At 66.7% G+C, this 26,505-nt stretch carries 20 protein-coding genes; 16 read left to right on the top strand and 4 right to left on the bottom strand.

All coding sequences use genetic code 11. The features are described from left to right. Positions 1–897, bottom strand: coding sequence for an MBL fold metallo-hydrolase (locus G3A50_RS06840; RefSeq protein ID WP_163074549.1), 897 nt, complete (start codon positions 895–897; stop codon positions 1–3). A gap of 115 nt (positions 898–1,012) precedes the next feature. Between G3A50_RS06840 and murD the strand changes: the two genes are divergently transcribed. The 14 genes from murD (at position 1,013) to ligA (ending at position 20,010) form a co-directional block, all read left to right on the top strand. Further along, positions 1,013–2,407: a UDP-N-acetylmuramoyl-L-alanine--D-glutamate ligase gene (murD, locus tag G3A50_RS06835; RefSeq protein ID WP_163074548.1), complete on the top strand. Its 1,395-nt coding sequence runs from the start codon at positions 1,013–1,015 to the stop codon at positions 2,405–2,407. 42 nt (positions 2,408–2,449) lie between these two features. Next, a complete protein-coding gene (locus tag G3A50_RS06830; protein ID WP_163074547.1) occupies positions 2,450–3,727 on the top strand; it encodes a sensor domain-containing diguanylate cyclase in 1,278 nt (425 codons plus the stop codon). 58 nt (positions 3,728–3,785) lie between these two features. Further along, a complete protein-coding gene (ftsW, locus tag G3A50_RS06825; protein ID WP_163074546.1) occupies positions 3,786–4,982 on the top strand; it encodes a putative lipid II flippase FtsW in 1,197 nt (398 codons plus the stop codon). Positions 4,983–4,989: 7 nt separating this feature from the next. Continuing rightward, positions 4,990–6,099, top strand: a complete 1,110-nt coding sequence (gene murG, locus G3A50_RS06820; RefSeq protein ID WP_163074545.1) for an undecaprenyldiphospho-muramoylpentapeptide beta-N-acetylglucosaminyltransferase — start codon at positions 4,990–4,992, stop codon at positions 6,097–6,099. Between the two features lie 105 nt (positions 6,100–6,204). Then, the gene (murC, locus tag G3A50_RS06815) at positions 6,205–7,620 is read left to right on the top strand and encodes a UDP-N-acetylmuramate--L-alanine ligase (protein WP_163074544.1); all 1,416 of its coding nucleotides are present in this window, start codon (positions 6,205–6,207) and stop codon (positions 7,618–7,620) included. Continuing rightward, the gene (murB, locus tag G3A50_RS06810; RefSeq protein WP_163074543.1) at positions 7,617–8,540 is read left to right on the top strand and encodes a UDP-N-acetylmuramate dehydrogenase; all 924 of its coding nucleotides are present in this window, start codon (positions 7,617–7,619) and stop codon (positions 8,538–8,540) included. Before murC ends, murB begins: the two co-directional genes overlap by 4 nt. A 41-nt stretch (positions 8,541–8,581) precedes the next feature. Continuing rightward, complete coding sequence (locus tag G3A50_RS06805; protein WP_163074542.1) at positions 8,582–9,502, top strand: D-alanine--D-alanine ligase; 921 nt, start codon at positions 8,582–8,584, stop codon at positions 9,500–9,502. A 38-nt stretch (positions 9,503–9,540) separates the two neighbouring features. Then, positions 9,541–10,515: a cell division protein FtsQ/DivIB gene (locus G3A50_RS06800; RefSeq protein ID WP_246252201.1), complete on the top strand. Its 975-nt coding sequence runs from the start codon at positions 9,541–9,543 to the stop codon at positions 10,513–10,515. Then, positions 10,515–11,834, top strand: a complete 1,320-nt coding sequence (gene ftsA, locus G3A50_RS06795) for a cell division protein FtsA (protein ID WP_210255280.1) — start codon at positions 10,515–10,517, stop codon at positions 11,832–11,834. The genes G3A50_RS06800 and ftsA overlap by 1 nt, the downstream gene beginning before the upstream one ends. 87 nt (positions 11,835–11,921) lie before the next feature. Further along, positions 11,922–13,652 carry a cell division protein FtsZ gene (ftsZ, locus tag G3A50_RS06790; RefSeq protein WP_163074540.1) on the top strand — a complete coding sequence of 577 codons (1,731 nt, stop codon included), beginning with the start codon at positions 11,922–11,924 and terminating at the stop codon, positions 13,650–13,652. A 302-nt stretch (positions 13,653–13,954) separates the two neighbouring features. Further along, the gene (gene lpxC / locus G3A50_RS06785) at positions 13,955–14,893 is read left to right on the top strand and encodes a UDP-3-O-acyl-N-acetylglucosamine deacetylase (RefSeq protein WP_163074539.1); all 939 of its coding nucleotides are present in this window, start codon (positions 13,955–13,957) and stop codon (positions 14,891–14,893) included. Between the two features lie 223 nt (positions 14,894–15,116). After that, positions 15,117–16,019 (top strand): outer membrane protein assembly factor BamD, encoded by a 903-nt coding sequence (locus G3A50_RS06780; protein ID WP_163077385.1) that lies wholly within the window; start codon positions 15,117–15,119, stop codon positions 16,017–16,019. 125 nt (positions 16,020–16,144) lie between these two features. After that, positions 16,145–17,824: a DNA repair protein RecN gene (gene recN / locus G3A50_RS06775; RefSeq protein ID WP_163074538.1), complete on the top strand. Its 1,680-nt coding sequence runs from the start codon at positions 16,145–16,147 to the stop codon at positions 17,822–17,824. 5 nt (positions 17,825–17,829) lie between these two features. Beyond that, a complete protein-coding gene (ligA, locus tag G3A50_RS06770) occupies positions 17,830–20,010 on the top strand; it encodes an NAD-dependent DNA ligase LigA (RefSeq protein WP_163074537.1) in 2,181 nt (726 codons plus the stop codon). Between the two features lie 193 nt (positions 20,011–20,203). Here ligA and G3A50_RS06765 read toward each other — a convergent pair whose 3' ends face one another. From G3A50_RS06765 to G3A50_RS06755, 3 genes are all read right to left on the bottom strand, one after another. Next, on the bottom strand, positions 20,204–20,356 hold the full coding sequence (locus G3A50_RS06765) for a DUF3309 domain-containing protein (RefSeq protein ID WP_163074536.1): 153 nt from the start codon (positions 20,354–20,356) through the stop codon (positions 20,204–20,206). A 101-nt stretch (positions 20,357–20,457) separates the two neighbouring features. Continuing rightward, positions 20,458–22,290, bottom strand: a complete 1,833-nt coding sequence (locus G3A50_RS06760) for an aminopeptidase P family protein (RefSeq protein WP_163074535.1) — start codon at positions 22,288–22,290, stop codon at positions 20,458–20,460. Between the two features lie 21 nt (positions 22,291–22,311). Next, positions 22,312–22,920 carry a LysE family translocator gene (locus G3A50_RS06755; RefSeq protein ID WP_246252200.1) on the bottom strand — a complete coding sequence of 203 codons (609 nt, stop codon included), beginning with the start codon at positions 22,918–22,920 and terminating at the stop codon, positions 22,312–22,314. A gap of 112 nt (positions 22,921–23,032) precedes the next feature. Here G3A50_RS06755 and G3A50_RS06750 point away from each other — a divergent pair, with 112 nt between their 5' ends. Both G3A50_RS06750 and G3A50_RS06745 read left to right on the top strand, forming a co-directional pair. After that, complete coding sequence (locus tag G3A50_RS06750) at positions 23,033–23,869, top strand: substrate-binding periplasmic protein (protein WP_163074533.1); 837 nt, start codon at positions 23,033–23,035, stop codon at positions 23,867–23,869. Positions 23,870–23,929: 60 nt separating this feature from the next. After that, positions 23,930–26,470 (top strand): ATP-dependent helicase, encoded by a 2,541-nt coding sequence (locus G3A50_RS06745; RefSeq protein ID WP_170308629.1) that lies wholly within the window; start codon positions 23,930–23,932, stop codon positions 26,468–26,470. Positions 26,471–26,505: the final 35 nt, after the last annotated feature.

Raw genomic sequence — 26,505 nt, 5'->3', positions numbered from 1 at the left:
TTAAGGCAAGGCCAGCACCTTCTTCACATTGTTGGCGTGCACCTCCTCATAGGGACCGAAATAGCTGAGGGCCCCGGTGCCGAGGTCCTCGGCGACAAAGGTGCTGAGGTCCTGGTCGGCGAGGGACATGTCGTCCCTTGTGCGCAGCAGTTTCTTGACATAGCGGATCGTGGCATCGATCAGCGTCGGCCCGTAACCGCCGGTGGCGATCACATCGGGCGCGCCGTGATTGGGCAGGATGCGCTGGTAACCCCACTCCCGGATGCGCTTCAGCTCCTCCACATGCACGGAGAGCCGCGCCGGTTCGGCGACGTAGGTGATCGGCTCTTCGAGTGTGTCGCCGGCCAGCATGATGCCGAGATCCGGAAGCAGCAGGATCAGGCCGTCATGGCTGTGGATCTCGGCGGGCTGCAATTCGACCCTCAGCGTGCCGACCTGCAGCGGCGTCGGGCCGCTGATCACACGACTGGGCATTACAAGCGGCCGGATCGGTGGATCGCCGTTCTCCAGCGCTTCACGATGGGCGGCGAGCGCCTTTTCGGTGCGGTCCAGAGCGATGATCTCGCAGTCCGCAAAGGCCTCGTTTCCCGCGACGTGATCGTCGTGCCAGTGGCTCAGCACCACCCGAATGTTGCGCACGCCCGCTTGATCGAGTGTGTGCCGCATCAGGCGCGCATGCGTGAGCGAAATATGGGTGTCGTAGACCAGCGCGTCATCGCCATCGACGATCGCATAGACACACACACCCAGTGCGTAGGCGCCATCATCGAGCCAGTTAGGGGCGCTGGACCACGCCCGCGCGCCCTCTATCCTGCCATCGTAGAAGGCATAGATGTTGGGGTGAGGGCGCAGCACGCGCATGGTGGAGCCGAGCGGAAGGAGGGTGGATTGTGGCATGCGCGAACTCTTGGGGAGGGATCGCGATCATTTCATTGGATGTGGAAATGCGCTAGCCAATTGAATCAACCGCTTCGGGCCGCACAGCGCGCCATCCAAGGTCCCTGCTGACGTCATGATCCCCGTACACTTTCCGCCTGAGAAGACCATCGCTCTTTTTGGCCTCGGTGGCTCCGGCCTGGTGACTGCGCATGCGCTCATGGCGGGCGGCGCGCGGGTGCTGGCCTGGGACGATTCTCCCGCATCGGTCGCGAAGGCCGGGCAGGAGGGGGTGCCGACCGGCGACCTGAGCCATGTGGACTGGAGCGCCTTCGCCGCCCTCGTTCTGGCACCCGGCGTGCCGCTGACCCATCCCGAGCCGCACTGGAGTGTGAAACTAGCGCGCGCCGCCGGTATCGAGGTGATTGGCGACGTCGAACTGTTTGCCCGCATGCGCCGCCGCATCTCACCCCCCGCTCCAATGGCGGCCATTACCGGCACGAACGGCAAGTCGACCACGACCGCCCTGCTCGCTCACCTGATGCGCGAGGGGGGACGCGACGCGCAGATCGGCGGCAATTTCGGCCCCGCCATACTGGGGCTGGAGCCGCCGGGGCCGGGCCGGGTGTATATTGTCGAATGCTCATCCTACCAGATCGATCTGGCGCCGAGCCTCGATCCAACCGTGGGTATCCTGCTCAATCTGTCGCCCGATCATCTCGACCGTCACGGCACGATGGAGCATTACGCGGCGATAAAGGAGCGCCTTGTCGCCGGCGTCGAGCCCGGTGGTACGGCGGTGATCGGTGTCGACGATGACTGGTGCCGTGCCATCGCGGACCGGGTCGAGGCCTCCGGCCGGCATGTGGTGCGCTTGTCCGTAAGCGATACGCTCGATCAGGGCATTTATCTGGACGGCACCGACCTTGTTGTCGCCGAGGCTGGTGAACGCCGCTTCACCTTTTCTCTCGCGGGCATCGGGTCGCTGCGCGGGACCCACAATGCCCAGAACGCCGCCGCCGCCTTTGCCGCCGCCCATGCGCTGGGGCTTGCCCCGGAGACGATCGCGTCCGGCATGAAGAGCTTTCCGGGGCTTGCCCACCGCATGGAGCAGGTGCGCACCATTGGCAATGTTCTGTTCGTCAACGATTCCAAGGCAACCAATGCGGATGCCGCCGAGCGCGCACTGGTGTCATTCGACGACATTTTCTGGATCGCGGGCGGCAAGCCCAAGGAGGGAGGAATCGCGCCCCTCCGGCCTTTCTTTCCGCGCGTGCGAAAAGCCTACCTTATCGGCGTCGCGGCACAGGACTTTGCCGCGACACTGGGGGACGACGTGCCCCATGAAATCTGTGGCACTCTCGATGTCGCGGTAGCGATGGCGGCGCGGGACGCGGCCCATTCGGATGCCGTCCACCCGGTTGTGCTACTGTCGCCAGCGTGCGCCAGCTTCGATCAGTATCGCAACTTCGAGGTGCGCGGGGACGCCTTTCGCGATCTCGTTGTCCATCTGCCCGCATTTTCGGAGTAGCCGGCGCGAATAGCCTGAGTTGAAAGGAGCCGCGGATCGCCGATGCATGATGCAACGCAGCTGGCCTGGATGGAGTGGGTCGCGGCGCCATTGCTGCTGTTGACGCCGGATGGCGGCACGGTGCTGGCGCTGAACATGGCCGCCCGGCGCCTGCTTGCGGAAAGTGTCACGCAGGAGCCTCCGACGGCTCTGGAGCGTCTCATCGGACCCCATGCAGCTGGGCTTTTGCTGCGCGCGCTGGAGGCGCGGGAACTGTCGGCCACCGTGCTGGCGCCTCTGGGCGGGCAATCCCACAGCGTGGGGTTCGATCTTTCCGCCATTGATGAGCCGTCTGGGCACTGGCTTGTCACCATCCGCGGCGATGTTGCCGGGAATGAGGACGGGAGCGCGATTCCCGCGCTCTACGACGATCTTCAAGCGGTGCTGGAATGGATGCCGGTCGGTATCGAGATCTATGACAAAGCCGGCAATTGCACCTTCACCAACACCCACGGGCAACGACTTTTCGGTTGGGGCAAGGACGAACTGGTCGAGCTGGACGATTGGTGGATCCATGCCTATCCCGATCCCGACTATCGCCGGCTGGCACAAAATGCCTGGGACGAGGCGCTTGAGAGGTCACGTAGGGAAGGCGTGGCTGTGCCGATGAACGACTGGAAGGTCACCAGCAAGGACGGGACGGAGAAATTCATCCATTTCCGCCTGCGCTGCATCGGCGACCGTCCGGTGCTGGTCTACTGGGACGTCTCCGACGAACGGCAGGTCCAGGCTGAACTGCGGTATCGCGCGGAGACGGACGAACTGACGGGGCTGCCGAATCGGCGCCGTTTCTTTTCTGATGCGCCGGCCATTCTGCGGCAAGCCGAGACGCGCGGTGAGCCTGTCTCGGTGCTTATGATCGACATCGACCACTTCAAGGTCGTCAACGACATCCACGGCCACGCGGTCGGCGATGCGGTGCTGCGCGCCTTCGCGGACAAATGCCGGACGATCCTGGGCGAGAGCGTGCTCGCGAGGCTCGGCGGTGAGGAGTTTGCCGCTCTGCTGCCCGGGGTTGACCGACCCGAGGCAGCGCGGCACGCCGAGGAACTGCGCCGTTCCATCGAGTCACAGCCTTTCGATGTGCTCACCCAGCACATCGAACTCACCGCCAGTATTGGCGTTGCCACGACACACGCGCCGTTCGACATCGATGCAATGCTGGTGCGGGCCGATCAGGCGCTTTATGCCGCCAAGCAGGCTGGTCGCGACCGGGTGGTACTCGACAGCGGCGCGACGCTGGTTCCCGGGCAGCGCTTCCGTTCCTTTTCCCGTCATTAAGCCGGCGTCAACCTTAACCGATCGATACTCCCGAAAGCGTTTTTCCGGAGTGGCGTAGATGATTTCGCGTGCCGAACGGACCGTTGTCGGCGAGTGGTGGTGGACGATTGACCGGCTGTTGCTCGGTGCTCTGGCCGCGCTCATGATCATAGGTATCGTGCTCGCGCTCGCGGCCAGCCCGCCGGTCGCAGCGCGTCTCGGCATTGCCGACCCGTTTCATTTCGTGCACCGGCAGGTGACGTATCTCGTGCCAGCCTTGATTGTGCTGATCGCGACCTCGTTCCTGTCGCCACGCAATATCCGCCGGTTGTCGCTGGTGCTGTTCCTCATTTTCCTCGGGCTCGTCTGCGCCACGCTTGTCATCGGCCCGGAGGTCAAGGGCGCGCGGCGCTGGCTCACTCTGGCGGGTGTTACCGTTCAGCCATCGGAATTCCTGAAGCCCAGCTTCGTCATCATCGCCGCGTGGTTGTTCTCCGAGAGCGTGCGGCGCCCGGAAATGCCGGGTCAGTTCTTTGCCATCGCGCTGCTGGCGATGGTGCTGACGCCGCTGGTGATGCAGCCCGATTTCGGCCAGACCATGCTGGTCTCGCTGGTGTGGGGCAGCCTGTTTTTTCTGGCCGGTCTTAGGATGATCTGGGTGATCGGGCTCGGCGGTATCGGTGCGACGGGGCTGCTCATCGCCTACGCCCTGGTGCCACATGTCACCCAGCGCATCGACCGCTTTCTCGACCCGGATTCGGGCGACACCTACCAGATCGATCTGGCCATCGACAGCTTCATGAACGGCGGCTGGCTGGGGCAGGGGCCGGGCGAGGGCACCTTCAAGAATGTGCTGCCGGACGGGCACACCGACTTCATCTTCGCGGTGGCCGGCGAAGAGTTCGGTGCCATCTTGTGCATGATCATTGCGAGCCTCTTCGCCTTCATCGTGCTGCGTGCGCTGCTGCGCGCCATGAATGACGAGGATCCCTTCGTGCGCTTCGCCGTGGCGGGGCTCGCGATCCTGTTCGGGCTCCAGTCCTGCATCAACATGATGGTCAATCTTCACATGATGCCAGCCAAGGGCATGACACTGCCTTTCGTGTCCTATGGTGGCTCCTCTCTGCTTTCCCTCGCTTACGGCATGGGGATGCTGTTAGCCCTGACCCGCCGACGTCCCCGCATGGCGACGCTGGCGGAGCTCGAGCGTCTGGGCACACGCCTCGGCACCCGCAAGGCCGCGAGCCCGGCGATGCCGCTGGCGCGGGCGGGCTGAGGCGACCATGGCCGCATCCCAAAAGCCGCTCGTGCTTATCGCCGCCGGGGGAACGGGGGGGCATCTGTTTCCCGCCGAAGCGCTTGCGACAGCGCTGAAGCGGCGCGGCATAGAGGTGGACCTTGCGACCGACGCGCGCGCCGCGCGCTACGCCAGCCATTTTCCTGCGCGTGAACTTCACGTGCTGCCGGCCGACACGATGCGTGGTCGATCGCCACTCGCGCTCGCAAGGACCGGGCTTGCGCTCGGGTCCGGCATTCTCAAGGGCTATCGCCTGATGAAGACGCTGAAGCCGGCGGCGGTGGTCGGCTTCGGTGGCTATCCTACGGTGCCGCCGCTGCTCGCGGCGACCTTCGCCGGACGACCGACGCTTCTCCACGAAGCCAATGCGGTGATGGGCCGGGCCAATACCCTGCTCGCGTCGCGGGTCACCGCCATCGCCACCGGCTATCCCGACATATTGAAGGACCGGCCCGCCCTTGCCGCCAAGGCACATCATACCGGAAACCCGGTTCGCCCCGCCGTCATCGCGGCGGTCGCTCCCTATGTATCGCTCAAGCCTGGGGAGCGTCTGGCGCTGCTGGTCTTCGGCGGCAGCCAGGGCGCCCGCATCATGAGCGAGGTCGTCCCGTCTGCCATCGAGCGCCTTTCTCCGGAACTGCGTGCACGGCTCTCGGTCGTTCAGCAGGCGCGTACGGAAGATCTCGACGCCGTCCGTGCCACCTATGACCGGCTGGGCGTTGCCGCCGAAGTCGCGCCTTTCTTCGACGACCTTCCGGCGCGAATGGCAAGTGCCCATCTCGTGGTCGCCCGTTCCGGCGCCTCGACGGTGGCGGAGCTGTGCGTCATCGGTCGCCCATCTGTTCTGGTGCCGCTGCCGGGTGCCATCGATCAGGACCAGCTCGCCAATGCCCTCGCGCTTGCCAGCGCCGGAGGGGCGGTGCTGATGCCCCAGAGCGAATTCACGCCGCAGAGCCTTGCCGATCGAATCACCTCGATCGTGGCGAATCCCGCCGAGCTCACCGCGATGGCGGATGCTGCCCATCGCATGGGCCGGGCGGACGCGGCCGAACAGCTCGCGGAGCTTGTTGTCCGTACGGCGGGAATCGATGGCTAGGATCGCGACCATAGGCGGGATGACGCGCCAGCCGGCCTCGTTTATTGCTGCGCGCCCGGAAAAGGTGCCTGCGCTGTCCATGCGCGCCGGCCGAAGGAAGATCGTATGAAACTACCGCTCTCGCTCGGCCCCATTCATTTCGTCGGCATCGGCGGCATCGGCATGAGCGGCATCGCCGAGGTGCTGCACAATCTTGGCTACACGGTGCAGGGATCGGATGTCGCCGAGAGCGCGAATGTGAAGCGCCTCGCGGAAAAGGGCATCGCGGTGCATATCGGCCACCGGGCCGAGAACATCGAAGCCGCCGAGGTGCTGGTCGTCTCTTCCGCGATCCGGCGTGACAATCCCGAGCTGGTGGCCGCGCGCGCCAAGCGCCTGCCGGTGGTACGCCGCGCCGAGATGCTGGCGGAACTGATGCGGCTCAAGAGCTGCGTTGCCATCGCCGGCACCCATGGCAAGACCACCACCACCTCGATGGTGGCGACGCTGCTCGACGCGGGTGGCTTCGATCCGACGGTGATCAATGGTGGAATCATCAACGCCTATGGCACCAATGCGCGCCTGGGCGACGGCGACTGGATGGTGGTGGAGGCGGACGAGAGCGACGGCACCTTCCTCAAGCTGCCGGTCGAGGTGGCCATCGTCACCAATATCGACCCCGAGCATCTCGATCACTTCAAGACATTCGAGGCGGTGCAGGCGGCCTTCCGCAGCTTCATCGACAATCTGCCATTCTATGGTTTCGCGGTGATGTGTACCGACCATCCCGTGGTGCAGGACCTCGTCGGACATGTCGAAGACCGCCGGGTCATCACCTATGGTGAGAATCCGCAGGCCGATGTGCGTATCGTCGATATCGATCTGCGGGGAGGGCGCTCGCGTTTCCATATCCTGTTCCGCGATCGACTGGGCAGGGTCGTGCACGAGTTGCGGGACCTCGTCCTTCCGATGCCCGGTAAGCACAATGCCCTCAACGCCACCGCCGCCATCGGCGTGGCGCATGAGCTGGGCGCCACGGACGAACAGATCCGCACCGCGCTTGCCGGCTTTGGCGGCGTAAAGCGGCGGTTCACCCGCACCGGCGAGGTGGCCGGTGTGACGATCTTTGACGATTACGGCCACCATCCCGTCGAGATCGCCGCCGTGCTGCGTGCCGCGCGGGCCTCGACGGAAGGGCAGGTGATTGCCGTGGTGCAGCCGCATCGCTTCACCCGACTGCAATCCCTGTTCGATCAGTTCGCCACCTGCTTCAACGATGCCGACCACGTCATCGTTGCCGATGTCTACGCGGCCGGCGAGCCGCCGATCGAGGGTGTCGATCGGGATCACCTGGTCGAGGCGGTCCGCGCGCGCGGGCATCGCTCGGTGATGGCCCTTTCCGATCCTGACGCGCTGGCAGGCCTCGTCAACGGTCTCATGAAGCCGGGTGACTATGTGATCTGCCTCGGCGCGGGCAATATCTCCCAATGGGCGTACGCCCTGCCCGAGCAGCTTGCCCGGCTTCGGGAGAGCGGCGCGTGAGTCTTCCTGACATCACCGCCGAACTCGCCGAGGCCGTACCCGAGCTGCGCGGGCGCCTGCTCGCGAATCAGCCGCTCGCGGACCTCACCTGGTTCCGTGTTGGTGGGCCGGCCCAGGTGATGTTCTCGCCAGCCGATGAGGCGGATCTTGCCTATTTCCTGGCGAATCTGGGTCCAGACATCCCGGTGACGGTGATCGGACTTGGCTCGAATCTGATCGTGCGCGATGGCGGGGTGCCCGGTGTCGTCATCCGGCTCGGACGCGGGTTCAATACCATCAACGTCGAGGAGGGGTATCGGCTGCGTGTTGGTACAGCGGTTCCCGATGTAAAGCTCGCCCGCGCGGCGGCGGATGCCGGTATCGACGGTCTCGCCTTCTTTCGCGGCATCCCCGGGGGCATCGGCGGCGCGCTGCGCATGAATGCCGGCGCTCATAGCGCCGAGACCCGGGACACCCTCGTCGAAGCGCGCGCGGTCGATCGCGCGGGCTGTGTCCACCGGCTCACGAACGCCGATTTCGGTTTCAGCTACCGTCATTCGCAGCCCCCGGCGGATTTCATCTTCACCGAAGCACTGTTCCAGGGCCGGGCAGGCGATACCGCGGCGATTCTCGGCGAGATGGACCGGATCACGCAGGCGCGGGAAGCCTCGCAACCGATTCGTGAGAAAACCGGGGGCTCGACCTTCAAGAACCCCGCCGGCCACAAGGCCTGGCAGCTGATCGACGCGGCAGGCTGCCGTGGAATGATGGTCGGCGCCGCGCAGATGTCGCCGATGCATTGCAATTTCATGATCAACACGGGCGGCGCAACGGCCGCCGATATCGAGGCGCTGGGCGAGGAAGTGCGCCGCCGCGTGAAAGCTCATTCCGGCATCGAACTGGAATGGGAGATCAAGCGGATCGGCATCCCGGCGGGCTAGGCGCTCCGGCCCCCGGCCGCTTGCGCACGAGGAGAAGATCCATGGCTAAGCATGTCGCCGTCCTTATGGGCGGCTGGTCGGCGGAGCGCGAGGTGTCGCTGCGCTCAGGAGAGGCCTGCGCGAAGGCGGCCGAGAGCGTCGGCTACCGCGTCACGCGCGTTGATGTGGGCCGTGACATCGCCGAGGTGCTGAGGGCGCTCAAGCCCGATGTGGCGCTCAACACGCTGCATGGCCGGCCGGGTGAGGATGGCACGATCCAGGGCATCCTCGAGGTGCTGCAAATTCCCTACACCCATTCGGGCGTGCTCGCCTCGGCGCTGGCGATGGACAAGGCCCAGGCCAAGATCATCCTCGCGAGCAATGGCATACAGGTCCCCGAGGGGCGCGTCGTGACGCGGGCCGAGGCGGCGCGCGCGCATGTTCTGCCGCGCCCCTACGTGCTCAAGCCGGTTCGGGAAGGATCTTCCGTCGGTGTGTTCATCATCCGCGAGGATCAGGAGCATCCTCCGCAGGAGCTGCATCGAACGGATTGGAACCTCGGCGATGATTTGCTGGCCGAGACCTACATCCCCGGACTGGAGCTCACCTGCGCCGTAATGGGCGATCAGGCGCTGGACGTCATCGAAATTCAGTCCGATCTAAGGTTCTATGATTACGAAGCAAAATACGCTCCCGGCGGCTCGCGTCACATTCTCCCGGCACAAATTTTACCGAATATTTACCAAAAGGTACGGATGTTAGCGGTGAAGGCGCATCGTGCGCTCGGCTGTCGGGGCATTAGTAGGTCGGATTTCCGCTATGACGACCGAACCGGGGACGAATCCGGTTTGGTCTGTCTGGAGGTGAACACCCAGCCCGGAATGACTGAGACGTCGCTTGTGCCCGAACTGGCTGCCTACGCAGGCTATTCGTTCGGTGAGCTGATAAGATGGATGGTGGAGGACGCCTCGCTCGACCGCTAAACCCCAGGCAGAAGATGCCTGAGGGTCGGCGCGCTGGCTTGGCATCTACGGATTCGGGGCGAAACGGTGCGCGGGGGCGTGGCTCCCAGGCGGCGCCTTCCGCTGCCACGACGACCGCCGGCACGGGAGCTCCCGGCCGCACGCGAATCGTCGACCGGGCAATCATCAATTCCCGCCGGTTCTTCGTCGGTCTCTCCGCCTCCCGCGTCGTGACCTGCGGCTCCGGCACCTGGCTGGTGGCACTGCTTTTCGCCGCCACCGGTGCTTACGGCCTCCAGCAGGGCGGGCACATGCCCGCCGCCATTGAGACCGCCCGCGACGTCGCCGACGCGGGCGCGAACTTCATGGGTTTCCGCATCACCAATGTGAACCTCGTCGGCCAGAATCACGTCTCGCCGGGTGAGATTCTCGCAACGGCGGGCGTGAAGCCGACCTCCTCGCTGCCCTTCCTGGATGCCGAGGCCGCCCGCACGCGACTTGAAGAACTTGCCTGGATCAAGCGCGCCACGGTGCAGAAGCTGTATCCGGACCGGCTCGACATTCAGATCGTCGAGCGCGAGGGTTTCGCGCTCTGGCAGAAGGACGGCAAGATCAACGTCATCGCCCGCGACGGCACGATCATCGCCCCCTATTCCGACGACCCGCGCTACATCCGCCTGCCGATCGTGGTCGGTGACGGCGCACAGACCCATGTCGTCGACATCGTCGATGCGCTCAGCCTCGTGCCGGGCGTGCGTGACCAGGTGCGTGCCGCCATTCGCGTCGCCGACCGGCGCTGGACCCTCAAGATGCGCAACGGCGTCGATGTTCGGCTGCCAGAGCAGGGGCTCGGCGACGCGCTTGAGGAGCTTGCCGTCCTCGATCGCGACAAGCAGCTTCTGAGCCGCGACGTGACGATCATTGACCTGCGCTTGCCCGACCGCGTGACCGTCCGCCTCTCCGACGCCGCATACGAAGCCCGTCAGGCCGACATCAAGGCCCAGGCCAAGGCGAAGAAGGGAGGCAGCACATGATGCGGCCGCATTTCGAGATTGCTCCCAAGATGCGCCCTCTGGCGCCGCGCCGAAGCGGCGTGGTCGGCGTGCTCGATATCGGTACATCGAAGATCGTGTGTGTCATCGCCCGGCTCAAGCCGCGTGACGCGGCCACGAGCCTGCGGCGCCGCACCCACTCGGTCGAAGTGCTCGGCATCGGTCACACGAGCGCCCACGGCATCAAGGGCGGCGCGGTGATCGACATGGAGCGCGCCGAATACGCCATTCGCCGCGCGGTGGACGCCGCTGAACGGATGGCCGGCGCCCAGATCGCTTCCGTCGTGGTGTCGATGGCTGGCGGGCGGCTCTCCTCCGAACATTTCGCGGCCGAGGTGGATCTGCCCGAGCCGGCCGTCGCCGAGGGTGACATCCGCCGAGTGCTCGACGCCGCCTCGACCTTCGCGGTGGGCCAGGGGCGCACCATCCTGCACGCGCTTCCGGTGGGCTATGCTCTGGACGGCGCCTCCGGCATTGGTGAGCCGCGCGGCATGCTTGGGCGCCGCCTCGGCGTCGACCTTCACGTCATTACCGCCGACGGGGCGGCGGTGCGCAATCTTCTGCTCTGCATCGAGCGCTGCCATCTTGGCGTCGAAGCAACCGTTGCCGCGCCTTATGCAGCCGCGCTGTCGACCTTGGCCGACGACGAAGCCGAGCTCGGTGTGACCCTGATCGATTTCGGTGCGGGAACCACGACGGTCTCGGTGGTCGAGAACGGGCATTGCGTGCATGTGGACGGCATTGCCGTCGGCGGCCAGCACGTCACGAACGACGTCGCCCGGGGGCTTTCCACCCGTCTTGCCGATGCGGAGCGGCTGAAGAGCCTGCATGGTGGGGTTCTTTCCATCAGCGCCGATGAGCGCGAGATGCTTACCGTGCCGCCGATCGCGGACGATCATCACGATCTGCCGCGGGTGATCCCGAAGTCGCAGCTTCTGCGGATCATTCGTCCGCGCGTCGAAGAGGTCATCGAGCTGGTGCGCGACCGTCTGGTCGCCTCCGGCCATGCCGCCGGCGCCGGGCGCCGCATCGTTCTCACGGGCGGTGCCGCCCAGCTCACGGGTCATGCCGAGCTGGTTGGCAAGATCATGGGCGGGCAGGTGCGCATCGGGCGCCCGCTCGGCATTTCCAAGCTGCCTGAAGCGGCACGCGGCGCGAGCTTCGCCGTGGCCACCGGGCTGCTCGTCTATCCGCAGGTTGCGGGGCTCGAACACTTCGAGGCCCGTCGCCGCCGTCTCTCCCAAGCGGAGGGCAACGGGTACTTCTCGCGCGTCGGCCACTGGCTGCGGGAGGCCTTCTGACGTGTTCCATTCAATCCGCGCCGGCGGAACCGGCACCACAGTGATCGAGACGGGACGAGGGCCCGCCGGCGTTAGGGGACAACAGCAATGACCATCAATCTCCAGGCACCTGACATCCGCGAACTGCGCCCCCGGATCACCGTCTTCGGCGTCGGTGGCGCCGGTGGCAACGCGGTGAACAACATGATCACGGCCGGCCTGTGCGGCGTCGACTTCGTCGTCGCCAATACGGACGCGCAGGCGCTCACCCTCTCGAAGGCCGAGCGTATCGTCCAGATGGGCGTTGCGGTGACCGAAGGACTGGGTGCCGGCTCGCAGCCCGAAGTGGGCCGCGCCGCCGCTGAAGAAGCTCTCGACGAGATCCGCGATCATCTCGCCGGCGCACACATGGTGTTCATCACCGCCGGCATGGGCGGTGGCACGGGAAGCGGCGCCGCGCCGGTTATCGCCCGCGCCGCCCGTGAGCTCGGCATTCTCACGGTCGGCGTGGTGACGAAACCCTTCCATTTTGAAGGGCAGCGCCGCATGCGCATCGGCGAAATGGGCATCGCCGAACTGCAGAAGGGCGTCGACACCCTCATCGTCATCCCGAACCAGAACCTGTTCCGGGTTGCGAACGAGAAGACCACCTTCGCCGACGCCTTCGCGATGGCGGATCAGGTGCTGTATTCGGGCGTCGCCTGCATCACCGACCTGATGGTCAAGGAAGGCCTTATCAACCTCGACTTCGCCGATGTTCGCGCCGTCATGCGCGAGATGGGCAAGGCGATGATGGGCACCGGCGAGGCTTCCGGCGAGAAGCGCGCCCTGCATGCCGCGGAGGCGGCGATCGCCAACCCGCTGCTCGACGAGGTGTCGATGCGCGGCGCCCGTGGCCTGCTGATTTCCATCACGGGCGGCAAGGACCTCACCCTGTTTGAGGTGGACGAGGCGGCGACCCGCATCCGCGAGGAAGTGGATCCGGACGCCAACATCATCCTCGGTGCTACCTTCGACGAGACGCTGGAAGGCCTGATTCGCGTCTCGGTGGTCGCGACCGGGATCGACCCGGCGGTGATTCCCGAGCAGATTCCGCACAGCTTCTCCAACCTTGCCGATCTCGGTGGACGCCGCATGTCCAATGCCGGTCGCGCCGCCGTCGAGGCGCGCCGTGACGCCGCGCTGCGTTCGGTTGCGACCGCGCTCAGCGAGGAAGACGACGCCTACGGTGCCGAGGCGGCGGAAGGTTATGAGACCGCTTTCGCCGCGCCCGGCATGGACGACCATGTCTATGGCGAGCCGGACCATGCGACTCACGCCGCGGCGATCGACGAGGTCACCATCCGTCCGCTGGCACCCAAGCCCGCGCTCTATGCCGAGCAGGAGGCCCCGGCCGTCAGCGAGGCTGCCTATGAGGACGAGACGCTCGAGCCCTTCATTCCTCCCCAGGCCGAACGTCCTGCGCCGCGCATGCCGCGTGTCGACGAGCTTCCCGTCCCGGCGCAGAACCAGATCCGCGCCGCTCGCGGTGAGCCGACCGAGCATCATCATGCCGAGAAGAAGCGCATGACGCTCCTCCAGCGGCTTGCCAATGTCGGCCTTGGCCGCCACAGCGACGAGGAAGACGAGGTTGATCCCCCGTCCGACATGCGCCCGGTGGTGCGTCGCGCACCTCAGGCCGAGCCGCGCGCCCTTACCGAACGCCGTCCGGAGAACTCCGAATTTGCCAAGCGTCCGGCTCCGCAGCGTCCGATGGATGCCCACGGCCGGCCCGTCGCCGCACGTCCGGCCGAGGATGATCACCTCGACATTCCGGCCTTCCTGCGCCGCCAGGGCTGACGCCTCGGCGGGCTGGAATGCCAGCGTGTAACAAATCGATGGCGCACTGCAGCACCCGGGTCGCGAGACCCGGGTGTAGTTCATTGAATATAAAGGAATTTTGTGCCTACTGCGGCAGCGAGGCAACAGTAACAGACGGTAATCAAGAGTGAGTTGGCGCCGCGCAGGAGCGTCGATAATGTCCGGGCAACGATAAGCCGTGGCTAAGGGATTCGGCTCCCTGAAGGTTAATGGCAATCAACTTTGTTGTTTTTGGGAATGGGGGAGCGGGCGGCGTATCGTGTCCGTTCTTGGGGTCCGGAATGAATGCTGTAAGGCAGACCACTCTTGCTGATTGCGTCGCCCTCTCGGGGGTCGGCGTTCATTCCGGCAAGTTGGCGCGGTTGAGCCTCGCTCCCGCCGAAGCCGATAGCGGCATCGTCTTCCATCGTTCCGATTCGTCCCAGTCTGTTCGCGCCTGCCGCAGTGCCGTACGCGGCAGCGATCTCGCCACCGTGTTGCGTGATTCGAGCGGCCCGGCCGTCTCCACCGTCGAGCATCTGCTGGCCTGTTTCGCCGGCCTTGGCATCGATAATGCGCGCGTCGAGATCGACGGGCCGGAAGTGCCGATCCTTGATGGCAGCGCGGAGGAATTCGTTGCCGCAGTGGACGAGGCGGGCATCGTCGAGACCGGCGCGGCGCGGCGTTATCTGCGGGTGCTGAAGCCGGTGCGCATCGAGACCGAGAGCGGCTTCGGCGAGCTTTCTCCTTATGACGTCGGCTTCCGGCTGGAAGTCGAGATTGATTTTCAGCATGCTGCGATCGGGCGCCAGCGTTATGCCGCCACTCTGTCGCCGGATGTGTTCCGCAAGGATCTGGCCCGCGCCCGCACGTTCGGCTTCGTCTCGGATGTCGAACGCCTGTGGCAGGCCGGTTATGCCCTCGGCGCCTCGCTCGACAACACCATTTGCGTCGGCGACGACGGCATCATGAACACGACGGGCCTGCGCTATGCCGACGAGTTCGTGCGTCATAAGGCGCTGGATGCTGTTGGCGATCTGGCGCTCGGTGGCCTGCCGATGATGGCGCGCTACCGCTCCTATCGCGGTGGTCACAAGTTGAATTTCGCTGTGGTCGATGCGTTGCTTTCGGATCGTTCGGCTTACGAGATCGTCGAGGCGCGCCTTCCGGCCCAGCGCACGGTGCGTGGCACCTCGGGCATCGCCGCGGTTGCCGTCCCGGCCTACGCTCCGGAACTTTGAGCCTTTTCCAGATTATTCAGGCCTCCTTGGCGCGGGTTGCGCGGCAGCGTGGCATTGCCCCATATAGGGCAGGCAAAGCCGGGCTCCGCGCCGGTGATGTGTTTGAACGTGCTCTGACGTAGCGCTCAGCCTATGCGCCGCCATAATGCGGTCGGAAAGCGGCAGTAGCGCCTAGTGGTGCGCCGGCCGGGCGACATCGACAAGATCGGGATCGACATCTGTGATGCGTCTTCTCTCCTCCTCCCGTCCCGCGAACACCGCCGCTCGGGACCGGGCTCGGCGCGCGCGTGTCGCCGGCATCCTCGCACTGCGTCTTGTCGGGCTGGTTGTCGTCGGCGCCAGCCTCAGCGGTTGCGCGGGCATGTTCGACACCGACAAGGAAGAAAAGATCTACCCGGACGTCCCGGCCGAGCAGCGCTACAATGAGGGCCTGACCCTCATGGAGAAGCAAGACTACGCCGAGGCGATGCGTCGCTTCGAGGATGTCGACCGGCAGCACCCCTATTCGGAGCTGGCGCGCAAATCGATCCTCATGATCGCCTACATCAACTACTCTCTGGGAAATTACGACGAGTGCATCGCGGCTTCGCGGCGCTATCTGGCTCTGCATCCCGGCTCGGCCGATGCCGCCTATGCGCAGTTCCTGATGGCGTCGTCCTATTACGACCAGATCCCGGATATCTCCCGCGACCAGACCCGTACGCAGCGGGCCATCGACGCGCTGGAGGACGTGGTGCGCAAGTACCCCGATTCCGAATATGCCGTCAGCGCGAAGAAGAAACTTGAGATTGCCCGCGACCAGATCGCCGGCAAGGAGATGATGGTCGGGCGCTACTATCTTGAGCAGCGCAATTACGCCGGCGCCATCAACCGCTTCAAGGTCGTGGTGACGCGCTATCAGACCACGCGCCATGTCGAGGAGGCGCTGTACCGGCTGACCGAGGCCTATATGGCGCTTGGTGTGATCAGCGAGGCGCAGACCTCGGCGGCCGTCCTGGGCTACAATTTCCCGGAGAGTTCCTGGTACAAGGACGCCTACAAGCTGGTCCAGTCCCGTGGCGTCGACCCGAAGCTCAACGAGAAGTCGTGGATTGCCAAGGCGTTCAAGGGCATTGGCCTCGGCTGAGCGGTGCAGGCGCGCCTCAGCGCGCTTTTTTCGAACAGAAGAAGAACACCGGTGCGCGCGCGCCTCCAACCTGCTAGAAAGGGCGCGCTCGCCGTACCCTGCGGATTCGTTGTGGAGCGTCACGCATGCTGGCCGCCCTGTCGATCAGGGACATCGTCCTTATAGAGCGGCTCGACCTTTCCTTCTTGCCCGGCTTGACCGTGCTGACCGGCGAGACCGGCGCCGGCAAGTCGATCCTGCTTGACGCCTTCACCCTGGCTCTGGGCGGACGTGGCGACGGCTCGCTGGTGCGCCAGGGGGCGGCGCAGGGGCAGGTGACGGCGGAGTTCGACATCCCGGCCGATCATCCGGTGCGCGCCCTTCTGGCCGATGCTGGAATCGATGATGACGGCTCGCTTGTGCTGCGGCGGGTGCAGCATGGCGATGGGCGGACGCGGGCTTTCGTCAACGACCAGTCGGTAAGTGCGCAGATGTTGCGCAGCGTCGGGCGGCGGCTGGTGGAGATCCACGGCCAGCATGACGACCGGGCGCTGGTCGACGCCACCTCCCATCGCGCGCTTCTGGATGCCTATGGCGGGCTCGGCGGCCTTTGCGAGGAGGTCGGGCAGCTATGGCGGCACTGGCGGCAGGCGCGCAAGGCGGCGGCCGAGGAGAAGGCGCGGCTCGACGAGGCGGCCAAGGAGGCGGACTATATTCGCCATGCGGTGGAAGAGCTTAACGCCCTTGCCCCGGAGCCCGGCGAAGAGGAAAGGCTGGCCGGGCGCCGCGCGGAGATGATGCGTTTCGAGAAGATCGCCTCTGATCTGAGCGACGCCCAGGAGGCTGTCGGGGGCGCGGCCTCGCCGATTCCCGGCCTGGCCGCCGCCGTGCGCCGGCTGGAACGGCGCGCGGGGGAGGCGGAGAAGCTGGTGCGCCCGGCGGTGGAGGCGATCGACGCCGCGCTCAACGCGCTGGAACTTGCCCGTGGCCATCTCGACGACGCCTTGCGCGAGGCCGATTTCGATTCCCATGAACTGGAGCGCATCGAGGAACGGCTGTTCGCGCTGCGCGCCGCCGCACGCAAATATGCCTGCATGGTCGAGGACTTACCGGCGGTCGCCGCCCGCTTCGCCGACAATCTCGACGCGCTCGATCATGGCGCGGAGCTGCTGAGAACGCTGGATGCGCGCGCGGCGGAGAGCGAGGCGGCGTACCGAAGCGCCTCGCGCGATCTCTCCGCCCGCCGCCAGCTTGCCGCCGCCGCGCTCGATGCGGCGGTGAATGCGGAGCTTGGCCCGCTGAAGCTGGAACGGGCGCGCTTCATCACGGAGTGTCAGTGCGATGAGGCGGACGGTCAGGCCGATGGGTACGATCGGATCGAGTTCTGGGTGCAGACCAACCCCGGCACGCGCCCCGGCCCGATGATGAAGGTCGCCTCCGGCGGCGAGCTTGCCCGTTTCCTGCTCGCGCTGAAGGTGGTGCTGGCCGACAAGGGGTCGGCGCCGACCCTTGTCTTCGACGAAATCGACACCGGCGTCGGGGGGGCGGTGGCGGATGCCATCGGCGCCCGGCTTGCTCGCCTTGCCACCCGCGCGCAGGTGGTGGCGGTGACCCACGCCCCCCAGGTGGCGGCGCGGGCGGGCAATCATTTCCGCATCGCCAAGGAGATGGTGGCCGAACAGGACCGCGTCGCGACCAGCGTCGCCCCGCTCGCCCCGGACCACCGCCGCGAGGAGATCGCCCGCATGCTGTCCGGCGCCGAGATCACCTCGGAAGCGCGGGCGGCGGCGGAGCGGCTGCTCAGAAGCGCCGAATCCGCTAGATAGCGCCCATGAACGCCAGCACGCCCGACATCGACGTCGCCCGCCTGACCGCCGACGAGGCGGCCCGTGAACATGCCCGGCTCGGCGAGGAGATCGCCGGCCACGACAGGCGCTACTATCAGGACGACGCCCCGAGCGTCTCCGACGCCGATTATGACGCACTGCGCCGACGCTATGAGGCGATCGAGGCTGCGTTCCCGGAACTGCGCGACGTCGAAAGCCTGTCGGAGAAAGTCGGCGCGGCGCCCTCGGCCAAATTTGCCAAGATCCGGCACAACGTGCCGATGCTCTCGCTCGGCAATGCCTTTGCCGACGAGGATGTCGAGGAATTCGTCGCCCGCATCCGCCGCTTCCTCAATCTCGGAGCGGAGGCCGATATCGTGCTGACCGCCGAGCCGAAGATTGACGGCCTGTCCTGCTCGCTGCGCTACCAGAAGGGCCTGCTGGTCAGTGCCGCCACGCGTGGCGATGGTTTTGAGGGCGAGGACGTCACCGCCAATGTGCGCACCATAAGCGAGATACCCGCGCAGCTTTCCGGCCGCGACATGTTCGAGATTCCCGACGTGTTCGAGGTGCGCGGCGAGGTCTATATGGGCCATGCCGATTTCGCGGCGCTGAACGAGCGCCAGCAGGAGGCCGGCCGCCCGCTCTTCGCCAATCCGCGCAACGCGGCGGCGGGAAGCCTGCGCCAGCTCGATCCGAAGATCACGGCCAGCCGGCCGCTGAAATTCTTCGCTTATGCCTGGGGCGAGGTCTCGGCGGGCGGCCTGCCGGCCGACACCCAGCATGGCGTGATCGAGGCCTTCAAGCGCTGGGGCCTGCCGACCAATCCTCTGACCGTACAATGCCATTCCGCCGCCGAGCTGCTGGCGCATTACCACGCCATCGAGGACCAGCGCGCCGCGCTGGGCTACGACATTGACGGGGTGGTCTACAAGGTGGACAGCCTGGCGCTGCAGCAGCGGCTCGGCTTCGTCTCGCGCTCGCCGCGCTGGGCGCTGGCGCATAAATTTCCCGCCGAACGCGCGGTGACGCAGCTTGAGGCGATCGACATCCAGGTCGGGCGCACCGGCGCGCTGACGCCGGTGGCCAAATTGACGCCGATCACCGTGGGCGGCGTGGTGGTCTCCAACGCCTCGCTGCACAATGAAGACTACATCGCCGGCCTCAACAGCCGGGGCGAGCGCTTCCGCGAGGCGGATATCCGGGTTGGCGACTGGGTGACGATCCAGCGCGCGGGCGATGTGATCCCGCAGGTCGTCGACGTGGTGCTGGACCGCCGGCCCGAGGGCACGCAGAAATTCACCTTCCCGCAGACCTGCCCGGTCTGCGGCTCCCACGCGGTACGCGAGGAGGGGGAATCGGTGCGCCGCTGCACCGGCGGACTGATCTGCTCGGCGCAGGCGGTGGAGCGCATTCGCCATTTCGTCTCCCGCAACGCCTTCGACATCGAGGGGCTCGGCGAAAAGCAGGTGCAGGCGTTCTATGATGCCGGGCTGGTGAAGCAGCCGGCGGACATCTTCACGCTGGAGGCACGCGATTCCGCGCCCGGCGAGCTGACGCGGCTGAAGAATCGCGAGGGCTGGGGCGAGACCTCGGCGAAGAACCTGTTCGCCGCCATCGCCGCGCGGCGGACGGTGCCGGTGAACCGCTTTCTGTACGCGCTGGGCATCCGCCATGTCGGGGAGACCAACGCCAAGCGGCTGATGCGGCACTACGGCACCATCGAGGCGCTGCGGGAGGCCGCAAAGGCCGCGATCATGCCGGACCCCAAGGACAGGCCCGGCGATTACCCAAAGGGCAATGAGATCTGGCAGGAACTGGTCGCCACCGAGGGCATCGGCGCGGTCGTCGCCGAGGCGGTGGTCGATTTCTTCACCGAGCCCAACAACGAGGCCGCGCTCGACGCGCTGCTGAGGGAGGTGACCCCCGAGCCGATGGAGCCGCCGGTGGCAGCCGGCGCCGTGGCGGGCAAGACGGTGGTGTTTACCGGATCGCTGGAGAAGATGACCCGCGACGAGGCCAAGGCCATGGCCGAGCGGCTAGGCGCCAAGGTGGCTGGCTCGGTGTCGAAGAAGACCGACTATGTCGTGGCCGGGGCGGATGCCGGCTCCAAGCTCACCAAAGCCCGCGATCTGGGCGTCGCGGTGCTCACCGAGGACGAATGGCTGGCGCTGGCACAGGGCTGAGGCGGACCGGCTGGGGAAGGGCCTTGCCGCCGGGCGGTTTTGTAAGACTGCGCGCCCGACGCGGGGCCCAGGGCCAGTTCGGGCACGCCAGGCCCGCGCAGACATGAAAAGGGCCGCCGCGGGGGAGATGCGACGGCCCTTTTTTTAATCCGGGCTGGTCAGACCCGGTCGGCGAATACTGTCGGCGGCTTGGTCAGAGCCGGCCGGTCAGCATCATGATGACGAGCACGACAAGCAAAATCGTCACGATGCCGCTCGGGCCGTAGCCCCAGCTGCGACTGTAACCCCAGTTCGGCAAGGCGCCGATGAGGATAAGAATAAGAATCACAAGAAGAATAGTGGTCATCCGGCGTCTCCGTCTGCCCCGATACATTGGTCGGGATGGTAACGCGACGCCGGAATAATCGTTCCGTCGGTGCGTATATTAACACCGATGGGGCCGTCGGCTCAGCCGGCGAGCGGGGCGGTTGCCGCCTCCAGCCAGGCGCGGGTCGGGCCGTCGACCAGCGGGCCGATCTCGGCCCGCACCCGCGCGTGATAGGCGTCGAGCCAGGAGATCTCGTCGGGGGTGAGCAGGGCGAGGTCGATGACGCGGCGGTCGAACGGGGCCAGCGTCAGTGTCTCGAATCCCAGCAGGGGCTTCTCCGCGCCCTCGATCGCCGGGGGCTCGGCGACGATCAGGAGGTTCTCCAGCCGGATGCCGAACGCGCCGGTCTTGTAGTAGCCGGGCTCGTTGGAGAGCACCATGCCGCGCGCCAGCGGCACCGTGCCGAGCTTGGAAATCCGCGCCGGACCCTCATGGACCGAGAGATAGGCGCCCACGCCATGGCCGGTGCCGTGGTCGAAGTCGAGGCCGGCCGCCCACAGAAACTGCCGGGCGAGGGGGTCGAGTTGCGCCCCGGACGTGCCGGCGGGAAACACGGCGCGGGCAATGGCGATGTGGCCCTTCAGCACGCGGGTGAAGCGGTCGCGCATTTCCGCGCTGGGCTCGCCAACGATGAGGGTGCGGGTGACGTCGGTGGTGCCGTCCTCATACTGGGCGCCGGAATCGATGAGGAACAGTTCGCCGGCACGGATCGGGCGGTTGGTGGCCTCGCTGACGCGGTAGTGCACGATCGCGCCATTGGGGCCGGCCCCGGCGATGGTGGGGAAGGACACGTCCTTGAGCGCCCCGGTGTCGCGGCGGAAGGTTTCCAGCGCCGCCACCGCGTCGATCTCGGTGAGGCCGCCCTTGTAAGCCTCGGCATCGAACCAGGCGAGAAAGCGGGCGAGCGCGGCGCCGTCGCGCAGATGCGCCGCGCGCATGCCCGACAGTTCGGCCTCGTTCTTCGCCGCCTGCATCAGCGCGATCGGGCTGGGGCCGTTCGAAACCTTGCCGCCGGCGGCCTCGATGCGCGCGGCGAACAGCGCCGGGGCGGTCGCCTGATCGAGCCGCACCACGGCCCCGCCGGACGCCGCCAGATCGATGGCGCGGTCGAGAAGCACCGGTTCGAGGATCTCGGCATGATGGGCGAGGGCGTGGCGCGTGGCATTGGACAGCTTGCACCCGTCGATGAACAGGCTCGCCTGCCCCTCGCGCGGAATGATGGCCCAGGACAGCGGCAATGGCGTGAAGGCGACGTCGCTGCCGCGGATGTTGAAGGTCCAGGCCACCGCGTGGGGGTCGGAGAGCACGAGCGCGTCGAGCCTCTGCTCGGCCAGCGCGGCACGGATGCGGGCGAGCTTGTCCTCGGTGCTCTCGCCGGCGAGGGCGGGATCGCGCAGCTCGACCGGGCCGGTGGGAACGGGCGGGCGATCCTCCCACACGGCGTCGATCGGGTTGCTGTCGACCGCCACCAGCACGGCGTCAACCGCCGTGGCCGCCTTCTGCAGCTTCGAAAGCCCGCTCGCCGTCACCAGCCAGGGATCGTAGCCGAAGCGCGCGCCGGCCGGCAGGTGCGTCTCCAGCCAGCGCTCCGGGCTGGTTTCGGCGAGGGGAACCACGTCGAAGGACTGGGTGTCGACCTGGTTCGCGGCCTGCAGCGTATAGCGCCCGTCGACGACGATGGCCGCCTCCTCGCGCAGCACCAGCGCCACGCCGGCCGAGCCGGTGAAACCGGTGAGCCAGGCCAGGCGCTCGTCGCAGGGCGGGACATATTCGTTCTGGTGCGCGTCGGCGCGCGGAACGATGAGGCCGTCCAGCCCGCGCCGCTCCAGTTCCGCGCGCAGCAGCTTGAGCCGGGCGGTGCCGAGCGAGGGGGCGGCCGAATCGGCGAAGGTCTGGAACCGGGCTTCAAACATGCATGTAGGTCCGTTTCGGCGTCAGGAACGCGCGGCGATGCCACGACCGGCATCGATGAGCGATTTGGCGCCGAATGCGATGAACATCAACCCCACCACTCGGGTAATGGCGGTGCCGTGGCGCAGGAAGAAGCGCCGTACCGGGGACAGCCCCGCCGCCCAGACGAGCAGGATGTCCGCCAGGATGAAGCCGGCCAGCGCCGACGCCAGAAGCTGCGGCGCCGCCTGCCATGACAGGCCGCTGGCGTAATGCGCGGTCAGCGCGGTGAACATGGCGACGGAGACCGGGTAGGCCTTCGGGTTGGTCAGCCCGAACATGATGCCGGTCATCAGCGGCCGGCTGGCACCGACCGGCGGCAGTGCGTCGCCGCGCGACATCACCGCCTTGACTCCCAGCCAGCACAGATAAAGCCCGCAGGCGATGCCCAGCAGGTCGAACAAAAGCGGACCCAGCTGATTGACGCCGATGATGGCGGCGAAGGCCAGGGCGGTCCAGAACACGTCGCCCACCAGATGCCCGCCAACGAATCGGGCACCGGCACCGCGCCCGCGCGTGGCCGCGAGCGAGAACAGCGCGAGGAAGGCCGGCCCGGGGGCCAGCACGTAAAGAGCGCCCGCGAGGGCGGTCATAAGATAGAGACCATGGGACATTGGAGGGTGACCGGCCGGGCTGACTGTGCGATGAGATCAGCATCGGGTTCAACGGACATGCCGTCAATCACCCTGACGCGTGGGAGACACCGTGATCGCGACACTACGCCTGCTCCTGTTGGTGGGAGTGTGGATTCTGATCGGGGCCGGCGTGCCGCTGCTGCCGGCGCTCGCGCAGCCGGCCGGGTCCGCGCCGGCGACGGCTGGCAAGCTGCGGGTCGGCACCTTTCCCGACAACAAGCCGTGGGAATTCCATGACCAGGCCGGCACGCTCGTCGGCTTCGAGGTGGACATGATCAAGGCTGCCGCCGACCGGATGGGGCGGTCGGTCGAATTCGTGCCGATGGCGTTCCGCGACCTGTTTCCCGCTCTCGAGGACGGCCAGATCGATGTCGCGATGTGCTCGATCTCGCTGACGCCGGAGAGGGAAAAGCGGTTCGATACCACCCAGACCTATTACGACACGTCCCAGGGCATGGTCGTGCTCACGTCCTCCCATATCCGCACGCTGGCGGATCTCATCGGCAGGACGGTGAGCGCGGAGGCCGGATCGACGAATGAGAAATGGCTGGTCACCCATAGCGCGCGCTACGGCTTCAGCCAGATCGTGCCCGCCCGAGGGCTCGATCAGGCGGTGCAGTGGCTCCATGAGGGCAAGATCGACGCCTATTTCGGCGACATGCCGGCGCTGATGTACCGGCTGCTCGATGCGCCCGAGCTCGCGGTGGTGCAGCGCCAGTCCACCTATGAGCGCTATACCCTGACGCTCCCGCGAGGCTCGCCGCTCACCGAACCGCTCGATGCCGCGCTGTCGCAGATCAAGCAGGACGGCACGCTTTCCGCCATTCACAAGCGCTGGTTCGGCGCCATGCCGGCGCCCGGATCGGCGGTAAACACGGTGCGCGAGCGGGCGGGGCGGGGCAATTAACCCTCCGCCCTCGCCAAACGGGCATGCCGGTGCCATTTTGTTCGCTTAAGAATCACGTGCATGACAGCGAGCGGGCCCTTGGCCAATCCACGCAACGAGCCGCGTGACCCTTCGGGCGGCGACGACTTCGACATTCCTTTCGACCTGCCGTCCGAGACCTCCGCGCCTCGGCCGCGTGCGGGCGGCATTGCCGCGCGCGCCGCCGCGCTGGCCAATCCCGGTGGCCCGGCTGCCGCCGGTGGGGTTTATCTCGACGGGCTGAACCCCGAGCAGCGCGCGGCGGTGGAAGCGACCGAAGGCCCGGTGCTGGTGCTTGCCGGCGCGGGCACCGGCAAGACCCGCGTGCTGACCACGCGCATCGCCCATATCCTCTCGCTGGGACGGGCCTGGCCCTCGCAGATCCTCGCCGTGACCTTTACCAACAAGGCCGCGCGCGAGATGAAGGAGCGCATCGGCGCGATGGTGGGCGAGCAGGTGGAGGGGATGCCGTGGCTCGGCACCTTCCATTCCATCGGCGTGCGCATGCTGCGCAAGCATGCCGAGCTGGTGGGGCTGAGAAGCGGCTTCACCATTCTCGACACCGACGACCAGATCCGGCTGCTGAAGCAGCTGCTGCAGGCCGAGGGAATCGACGAGAAGCGCTGGCCCGCGCGCCTGCTGGCCAACACCATCGACGGCTGGAAAAACCGCGGGCTTTCGCCCTCGCAGGTGCCGGCGGGCGAGGGCGCATCCTTCGCCAATGGACGCGGCCAGAAGCTCTACACCGACTATCAGGCGCGGCTGAAGGCGCTCAACGCGGTCGATTTCGGCGATCTGCTGCTGGAGAGCATCCGGCTGCTGCGGGAGAACGCGGACGTACTGGCCGACTATCACCGGCGCTTCCGTTACATCCTCGTCGACGAGTATCAGGACACCAACGTCGCCCAGTATCTGTGGCTGCGCCTGCTGGCGCAGGGCTCGCACAATGTGTGCTGCGTGGGTGATGACGACCAGTCGATCTATGGCTGGCGCGGCGCGGAGGTGGACAACATCCTGCGCTTCGAGAGCGATTTTCCCGGCGCCACGGTGGTGCGGCTGGAGCGCAACTACCGCTCCACCGGCCATATCCTCGGCGCCGCCGCGCACCTGATCGCCCATAATGAGGGCCGGCTCGGCAAGACGCTGTTCTCCGAGGGCGAGACCGGCGAAAAGGTCACGGTGACGGGCGCCTGGGACAGCCAGGAGGAAGCCCGGGCCATCGGCGAGGAAATCGAGCAGATCCAGCGCCAGGGCAGCACGCTGTCGCAAATGGCGATTCTGGTGCGGGCCTCGTTCCAGATGCGCGAGTTCGAGGAACGCTTCGTCACGCTCGGCCTCAATTACCGGGTCGTGGGCGGGCCGCGCTTCTATGAGCGGGCGGAAATCCGCGATGCGTTGGCCTATCTGCGGGTGATCGCGTCCCCCACCGATGACCTCGCCTTCGAGCGGATCGTCAACGTGCCCAAGCGCGGGCTCGGCGACGCGGCGCTGCGCCAGATCCACGACCATGCCCGCGCGGCCGGCGTGCCGCTGGTGGAGGCCGCGCGCCAGCTTGTCGGCTCTGAAGCGCTGAAGCCCAAGGTGCGGCTTACGCTCCGCGATCTCGTGGGCTCGTTCGACCGCTGGCGCGGGCAGATGACGTCCATGCCCCAGCACGAGCTGGCCGAGATCGTGCTGGACGAGAGCGGCTACACCGAGATGTGGCAGAAGGACCGTTCGGCGGAGGCCACCGGCCGGCTGGACAACCTGAAGGAGCTGGTGCGCGCCATGGAGCCGTTCGAGAACCTGATCGGGTTCCTCGAACACATCTCGCTGGTGATGGACACCGAGGGCGCCGCCGGCCAGGATGCCGTCAACATCATGACGCTGCATTCGGCCAAGGGGCTGGAGTTCGAAACCGTGTTCCTGCCCGGATGGGAGGAGGGCGTGTTCCCCAACCAGCGCGCGCTCGACGAGCAGGGACGCGCCGGGCTGGAGGAGGAGCGCCGTCTCGCCTATGTCGGCATCACCCGCGCGCGGCGCCGGGCCAAGGTGTTTTTCGCCTCCAACCGGCGCATCCACGGGCTGTGGCAGTCCAGCGTGCCAAGCCGCTTCCTCGACGAATTGTCGGAGAGCGACGTCGAGGTAACGGAATCGCGCGGCGGTTCCGGCTGGGGCGGGGGCCAGAGCGGGCGCTATGGCTATGGCCCGAGCCGCTTCGACGAGGCGCAGACCTTCGGCTCCTCCTATTCCACGCCCGGCTGGCAGCGCGCGCAGAACGCCGCGCGCGCGGACGAGCGCGGGTCGGGTCCTTCCGGGGGCGGCTATTCGGGAGGGGGGCGTGCCGGTGGCGCGGGCTCCGGCTTTTCCGACAGCCGGCCCTCGCGTTATGCGGCAACGGCCGCGGCGCGCGGCCGCGTGATCGAGGGCGAACTGGTCGCCCGCTCCAGCGGATCGGCCTCCAGCTTCAAGCGCGGCGACCGGGTGTTCCACCAGAAGTTCGGCTATGGCGACGTGACCGGGGTGGAGGGCAACAAGCTCACCGTCCAGTTCGACAAGGCCGGCGAAAAGAAGCTGGTGGACAGCTTCGTCGCGGCGGTGTGAGGCGCGCGCCGCAGCGAGCGCTGGCGTTCCGTCGC

Origin of the sequence: Ancylobacter pratisalsi (assembly GCF_010669125.1) — a bacterium.
Taxonomy (GTDB): domain Bacteria; phylum Pseudomonadota; class Alphaproteobacteria; order Rhizobiales; family Xanthobacteraceae; genus Ancylobacter; species Ancylobacter pratisalsi.
Note: the sequence above shows the minus strand (reverse complement) of the source record. Positions and strands in the feature narration are given on the sequence as shown.

Coding starts and splice junctions, on each gene's coding strand:
- G3A50_RS06760 (WP_163074535.1), bottom strand. CDS start 22,290: ATGTTTGAAGCCCGGTTCCAGACCTTCGCCGATTCGGCCGCCCCCTCG.
- ligA (WP_163074537.1), top strand. CDS start 17,830: ATGAACGCCAGCACGCCCGACATCGACGTCGCCCGCCTGACCGCCGAC.
- G3A50_RS06745 (WP_170308629.1), top strand. CDS start 23,930: ATGACAGCGAGCGGGCCCTTGGCCAATCCACGCAACGAGCCGCGTGAC.
- G3A50_RS06755 (WP_246252200.1), bottom strand. CDS start 22,920: ATGACCGCCCTCGCGGGCGCTCTTTACGTGCTGGCCCCCGGGCCGGCC.
- lpxC (WP_163074539.1), top strand. CDS start 13,955: ATGAATGCTGTAAGGCAGACCACTCTTGCTGATTGCGTCGCCCTCTCG.
- murG (WP_163074545.1), top strand. CDS start 4,990: ATGGCCGCATCCCAAAAGCCGCTCGTGCTTATCGCCGCCGGGGGAACG.
- G3A50_RS06805 (WP_163074542.1), top strand. CDS start 8,582: ATGGCTAAGCATGTCGCCGTCCTTATGGGCGGCTGGTCGGCGGAGCGC.
- G3A50_RS06830 (WP_163074547.1), top strand. CDS start 2,450: ATGCATGATGCAACGCAGCTGGCCTGGATGGAGTGGGTCGCGGCGCCA.
- ftsW (WP_163074546.1), top strand. CDS start 3,786: ATGATTTCGCGTGCCGAACGGACCGTTGTCGGCGAGTGGTGGTGGACG.
- recN (WP_163074538.1), top strand. CDS start 16,145: ATGCTGGCCGCCCTGTCGATCAGGGACATCGTCCTTATAGAGCGGCTC.
- G3A50_RS06780 (WP_163077385.1), top strand. CDS start 15,117: ATGCGTCTTCTCTCCTCCTCCCGTCCCGCGAACACCGCCGCTCGGGAC.
- G3A50_RS06765 (WP_163074536.1), bottom strand. CDS start 20,356: ATGACCACTATTCTTCTTGTGATTCTTATTCTTATCCTCATCGGCGCC.
- G3A50_RS06840 (WP_163074549.1), bottom strand. CDS start 897: ATGCCACAATCCACCCTCCTTCCGCTCGGCTCCACCATGCGCGTGCTG.
- murC (WP_163074544.1), top strand. CDS start 6,205: ATGAAACTACCGCTCTCGCTCGGCCCCATTCATTTCGTCGGCATCGGC.
- murD (WP_163074548.1), top strand. CDS start 1,013: ATGATCCCCGTACACTTTCCGCCTGAGAAGACCATCGCTCTTTTTGGC.
- ftsA (WP_210255280.1), top strand. CDS start 10,515: ATGCGGCCGCATTTCGAGATTGCTCCCAAGATGCGCCCTCTGGCGCCG.
- ftsZ (WP_163074540.1), top strand. CDS start 11,922: ATGACCATCAATCTCCAGGCACCTGACATCCGCGAACTGCGCCCCCGG.